This window comes from Streptomyces sp. NPDC054841, from assembly GCF_053611045.1.
Genome location: NZ_JBSGZO010000569.1, coordinates 1 through 4,978 on the forward strand (window position 1 = coordinate 1; position 4,978 = coordinate 4,978).

A 4,978-nucleotide genomic window follows, 5' to 3' on the forward strand; every position below is an offset into this window, starting at 1 on the left:
GCCCCGGTCAGGATCAGCGTCGGCACCAGGGGGGAGGTGAAGAGGGGGAGTGTGAAGTCCAGGTCGAGGCTCGAGGTGACCACGGCGATCGCGGGGGCGGGGCCCTGCCCCGCGGCCTCCCGGCGCGCGGCGAAGGCCTCCCGGGCGCGGGCCGGCCGGTAGCCCTCCTGCCGTACCGTTTCCGCGCCGACGACCACCACGTCGGCCAGCGCCCGCAGGGTGCCGAAGATCCGCATGTCCATGTCGGACGAGAGCGGCTGGGAGCGTCCGTCGTGCTGGGCCGCTCCGTCCAGGGACGAGACCATGTTGGCCCGCAGCCAGGCACCGCGGCCGGACGGGTACGCGTAGGCGTCGGCCAGCTCGTCGAGCCCCCACTCCCGGTCGGTCGTCTCGGCTGTCGGGTCGGTGACAGGGAACAGGCGTCGCATGCCGTGCAGTCTGGCACGTCCCCGCCGCCCTTCCCGGGGTACGGCGGGGCGCGGGCACGGCCCCCGGGGTACGGCGGACGTGGGCACGGGCACGGCTCCCGGGGTACGGCGGACGTGGGCACGGGCGCGACTCGCGGAGTGCGGCGGACGTGGGCACGGCGCGACTCAGTACAGTGGATGGTTGTGTCGACCACCCCCATAACCGAAGCGGTCCCGCTGTCCCTGTGCGCCCGCGAGCCCCACGTCCCCGCCGACTGTCTGGTCGCCGAGATGGTGCCGCCGCCGCGCTTCGACTCGGTCCGCTTCGACACGTACGTCCCCGACCCGAACCAGCCCAGCCAGGCCGAGGCGGTCACCGTGCTGAGCACCTTCGCGGCGGGTCTGGGCGGTGCGCACGCCACCGGCAGCGGCAGGCGCCGCTGGTTCGCCAGGAAGCCGGCGGAGCCCACCGGGCCGCGCGGGGTCTACCTGGACGGCGGATACGGCGTCGGCAAGACCCATCTGCTCGCCTCGCTCTGGCACGCGACGCCCGCCGAGCCGTCCCTCAAGGCCTTCGGCACCTTCGTGGAGCTGACCAATCTCGTCGGCGCGCTCGGCTTCCAGCAGACGGTGAAGACGCTCAGCGGGCACCGCCTCCTCTGCATCGACGAGTTCGAGCTGGACGACCCGGGCGACACCGTCCTCGTGTCGACCCTGCTCGGCAAGCTCGTGGACGCGGGCGTCGCGCTCGCGGCCACCTCCAACACGCTGCCCGGCAAGCTCGGCGAGGGCCGCTTCGCCGCCGTCGACTTCCTCCGCGAGATCCAGGGCCTCTCCGCGCACTTCCGACCGCTTCGCATCGACGGCGAGGACTACCGCCACCGCGGACTGCCCGAGGCCCCGCCGCCGTACTCGGACGAGCAGGTCACCAAGGCCGCGTACGCCACCGAGGGCGCCTCCCTCGACGACTTCCCCCGGCTGCTGGAGCACCTCGCGCGCGTCCACCCCAGCCGTTACGGCGCGCTGACGGACGAACTGAGCGCGGTCTGCCTCACCGATGTGCGGCCTGTGCCGGACCAGTCGACAGCCCTGCGGCTCGTCGTCCTCGCCGACCGGCTGTACGACCGTGAGGTGCCGGTGCTGGCCTCCGGCCTCCCCTTCGACCAGCTGTTCAGCGACGAGATGTTGAAGGGCGGGTACCGGAAGAAGTACTTCCGGGCGATCTCCCGGCTGACGGCGCTCGCCCGGGACGCGAAGGGCCTCGTCGGACAGTAGCTTCCAGTAGGTTGGGGCCGGTTGGAACCGACTGCAAACTTTGCAGTCTGTGAGAAGGGATCCATCATGGCCACCACGCGTACGGCGCACACCGTCTGGGAAGGCGAGCTGCTCAAGGGCTCGGGCGTCGTCACCTTCGACTCCTCCGGCATCGGCGACTTCCCCGTCAACTGGCCGTCGCGCGCCGAGCAGGCGAACGGCAAGACCAGCCCCGAGGAGCTCATCGCCGGCGCGCACTCCAGCTGCTTCTCCATGGCCCTGTCCCACGGACTCACCGGTGCGGGCACCCCGCCCACCCGCCTGGAGACCAAGGCCGACGTCACCTTCCAGCCGGGTGAGGGCATCACCGGTATCCACCTGACCGTCACCGGTGAGGTCCCCGGCCTCGACAAGGACGGCTTCCAGGCGGCGGCCGAGGAGGCCAAGAAGAACTGCCCGGTGAGCCAGGCGCTGACGGGTACGACGATCACGCTCACCGCCGAGCTGGCGTAACACCGGCTCCCCCACGGGGCACAGTGACCCGCATGCTTCACGCGCAACTGCACGCGTGATACACACGTGCGGGTCACATCTCCTGTCCGCCAGCAGGGAGTTGCCTCATGACCGCAGTACCCACGAACGCCGACAGTACGACCGCAGTACCCACGAACGCCGAAGGTACGACCGCAGGGCGAGCGACAGCCGGGGAGGGGACCGGCTCCGAGCCACTGGCAGCGACACGGCGCCGGGTTCTCACCGGCACCGGCGCGAGTATCGCCGGCATCGCCTTCACCGGAGCCTTCTCCGAACTCTTCACCGGAACCGCCGCCGCTCGCGGCCATTCGGGCTACGGCCCGCTGGTACCCGACCCGGCAGGACTGCTCGACCTGCCGAAAGGTTTCCGCTATCAGGTCCTGTCCCGGGAGGGCGAGCCACTGCGCTCCGGCGAGGGGCCGGTACCGAGCAACCACGACGGCATGGCCGCCCTCCCGGGCCGCCGCGGTCGCGTCCATCTCGTACGCAACCACGAGAACCGGAGCGACGGCCGCATCGGAGTCCCCACCGTCGACGGCCTCACCTACGACCCGGCCGGCAAGGGCGGCTGTACGTCGCTCACCCTCGACGGACGCAACAACGTCCTGGACGAGCGGGTTGCCATCGCCGGTACCGCCGTCAACTGCGCGGGCGGGCCCACGCCTTGGGGCACCTGGCTCACCTGCGAGGAGACCGAGGACAAGGCCGGCACCAACGGCTACACCAAGGACCACGGCTTCATCTTCGAGGTCGACGGCGCCGACCCGCGCCGCACCGGAGCCGTCCCGCTGACCGCCATGGGCCGCTTCCAGCACGAGGCGATCGCCGTCGATCCGCGCAGCGGGATCGTGTACGAGACGGAGGACGCCTTCCTGAAGCCGTTCGGGCTGTTCTACCGCTTCCTGCCCGAGAAGCCGCTCGGCGGCACCGGCTCGCTGCGGGCCGGCGGGCAGCTGCAGGCGATGCGGGTGCCCGGGGTGCCGGACCTGTCCGCGATCCAGGAGACCGGCGCCCGCTTCGACGGCGTCGAATGGGTCCCCGTACCCGATCCCCAGGCGCGGCAGACGCCCGTCCGGCTGCAGGACTTCGGCCCCAAGGGGATCACCCACGCCCAGAAGCTGGAGGGCTGCTACTGGGGAGGCTCGTCCGTGTACTTCGTCTCCAGCTTCGCCCGCAGCAAGGACGGCTCGGCCGCCGACCACTTCGGCCAGGTGTGGAGGTACGAGCCGCAGCGGCGCCGCCTCACGCTCGTGATCGTTTTCGGGCCGTCGACCGACATCCAGCTGCCCGGCGAGTCGCCCGACAACATCTGCCTGGCACCGGGCGGCGGGCTGATGGTGTGCGAGGACGGCAGCGGCGCGCAGCACGTGTACGGGCTGACGAAGCGCGGCGAGGTGTACGCGCTGGCGCGCGGCCGCCAGAACATCGGCACTCCGCAAGAGCCGGAGTGGGGCGAGTTCGCAGGGGTCACGTTCTCGCCGGACGGCGGGACGATGTACGTCAACTGCTACACGCCCGGCACCACGTTCGCGGTGACCGGCCCCTGGCGCTGACCCGGGTGCGGCCGTGGGCGGCCGTGGACGCCGATCCGCGTGCGCTGCCGCGTGCGCCGGTCCGCGTACGCGGCCGTCCGCGCGCCGATACGCGTGCGGATACACGTGGCGATCCGCTCCACCACACTTCGCTCGCGGGGCCGCCCGTTCCGGTGGAGGATCGAGGAATCGGGCCGGACCGGGAAGGGGCACAGGATGGCGAAGAAGAACTCCGTGGACAAGAAGCCTGACCGGCTCCGTGACCTGCTCCGCGTCCGTCCGGGTGACGGGGTCGACCTCGCCTCGTACGACGCCGGGGCCGACCCGGCCGGCCCCGGCGACAAGGCCGCCGCCCTCGCAGCGACCGCCGCGATGGGCGACCACCTCGCTGACCTGCAGGAACGGATGTACGCGGCCGGCACGGCGGGCGACCGCCGCAGGCTGCTGCTGGTGCTCCAGGGCATGGACACCAGCGGCAAGGGCGGCACGGTCAAGCATGTGACCGGCCTGTTCAACCCGGCCGGCTGCCGGATCAAGGCGTTCAAGGCTCCGACCCCCGAGGAGCAGGACCATCCCTTCCTGTGGCGGATCATGCGAGAGCTGCCTCGCTCCGGCGAGATCGGCATCTTCGACCGGTCGCACTACGAGGACGTCCTGATCGCACGGGTGCGTGACCTGGCGCCTCGCGGCCGGATCCGCCGCCGCTACGGCCAGATCAACCAGTTCGAGAAGTCGCTCGCCGAGGACGGCGTGACGGTGGTCAAGGTCTTTCTGCACATCTCGTACGAGGAGCAGCGCCGACGGCTGCTGGCACGGCTGGACAATCCCGACAAGCACTGGAAGTTCGACGCGGGCGACATCGAGGAGCGCGCGCTGTGGCCCGCGTACCAGAAGGCGTACGAGCTGGTGCTGGAGCGCTGTTCGACTCCCGAGGCCCCGTGGTACGTCGTCCCGGCCGACCGGAAGTGGTACCGGAACTGGGCGGTCAGCCGACTGCTCCTGGAGCACCTGGAGGAGCTGGATCCGCAGTATCCGAAGGGTGACTTCGACGTGGAGGTGTCCAGGAAGCTGCTGCTTGAGGGTGTACCGACGCGGTCGGAGTGAGCCCGGCCGTGCGGGCGGACGAATTCACGTCGCACGTCGCACGTGGCACGTCGCGGGAATTGCTGAATGACGCTCTCCCCCGCAAACCCATTCCGCATCCGGATTCCGATGCCCGTATTCCCATGCCGGTGCGGCGGACGCGAGTGG

Annotated in this window: 5 protein-coding genes; 4 read left to right on the forward strand and 1 reads right to left on the reverse strand. The window is 71.0% G+C overall.

All coding sequences use genetic code 11. From position 1 onward, the window contains the following. Positions 1-428, reverse strand: a 428-nt coding sequence (locus ACWGI8_RS39390; RefSeq protein WP_453668250.1) for a dihydrofolate reductase family protein, incomplete at its 3' end; no start/stop codon positions are given. 177 nt (positions 429-605) lie between these two features. Between ACWGI8_RS39390 and zapE the strand changes: the two genes are divergently transcribed. From zapE to ACWGI8_RS39410, 4 genes are all read left to right on the forward strand, one after another. Next, on the forward strand, positions 606-1,682 hold the full coding sequence (gene zapE / locus ACWGI8_RS39395; RefSeq protein WP_453668251.1) for a cell division protein ZapE: 1,077 nt from the start codon (positions 606-608) through the stop codon (positions 1,680-1,682). Between the two features lie 66 nt (positions 1,683-1,748). Then, positions 1,749-2,174 (forward strand): OsmC family protein, encoded by a 426-nt coding sequence (locus tag ACWGI8_RS39400; RefSeq protein ID WP_453668252.1) that lies wholly within the window; start codon positions 1,749-1,751, stop codon positions 2,172-2,174. 107 nt (positions 2,175-2,281) lie between these two features. Continuing rightward, the gene (locus tag ACWGI8_RS39405) at positions 2,282-3,748 is read left to right on the forward strand and encodes an alkaline phosphatase PhoX (RefSeq protein WP_453668253.1); all 1,467 of its coding nucleotides are present in this window, start codon (positions 2,282-2,284) and stop codon (positions 3,746-3,748) included. Positions 3,749-3,943: 195 nt separating this feature from the next. Next, entirely contained in the window at positions 3,944-4,831 is an 888-nt protein-coding gene (locus ACWGI8_RS39410) for a PPK2 family polyphosphate kinase (protein WP_453668254.1), read from the forward strand. Positions 4,832-4,978 lie beyond the last annotated feature (147 nt).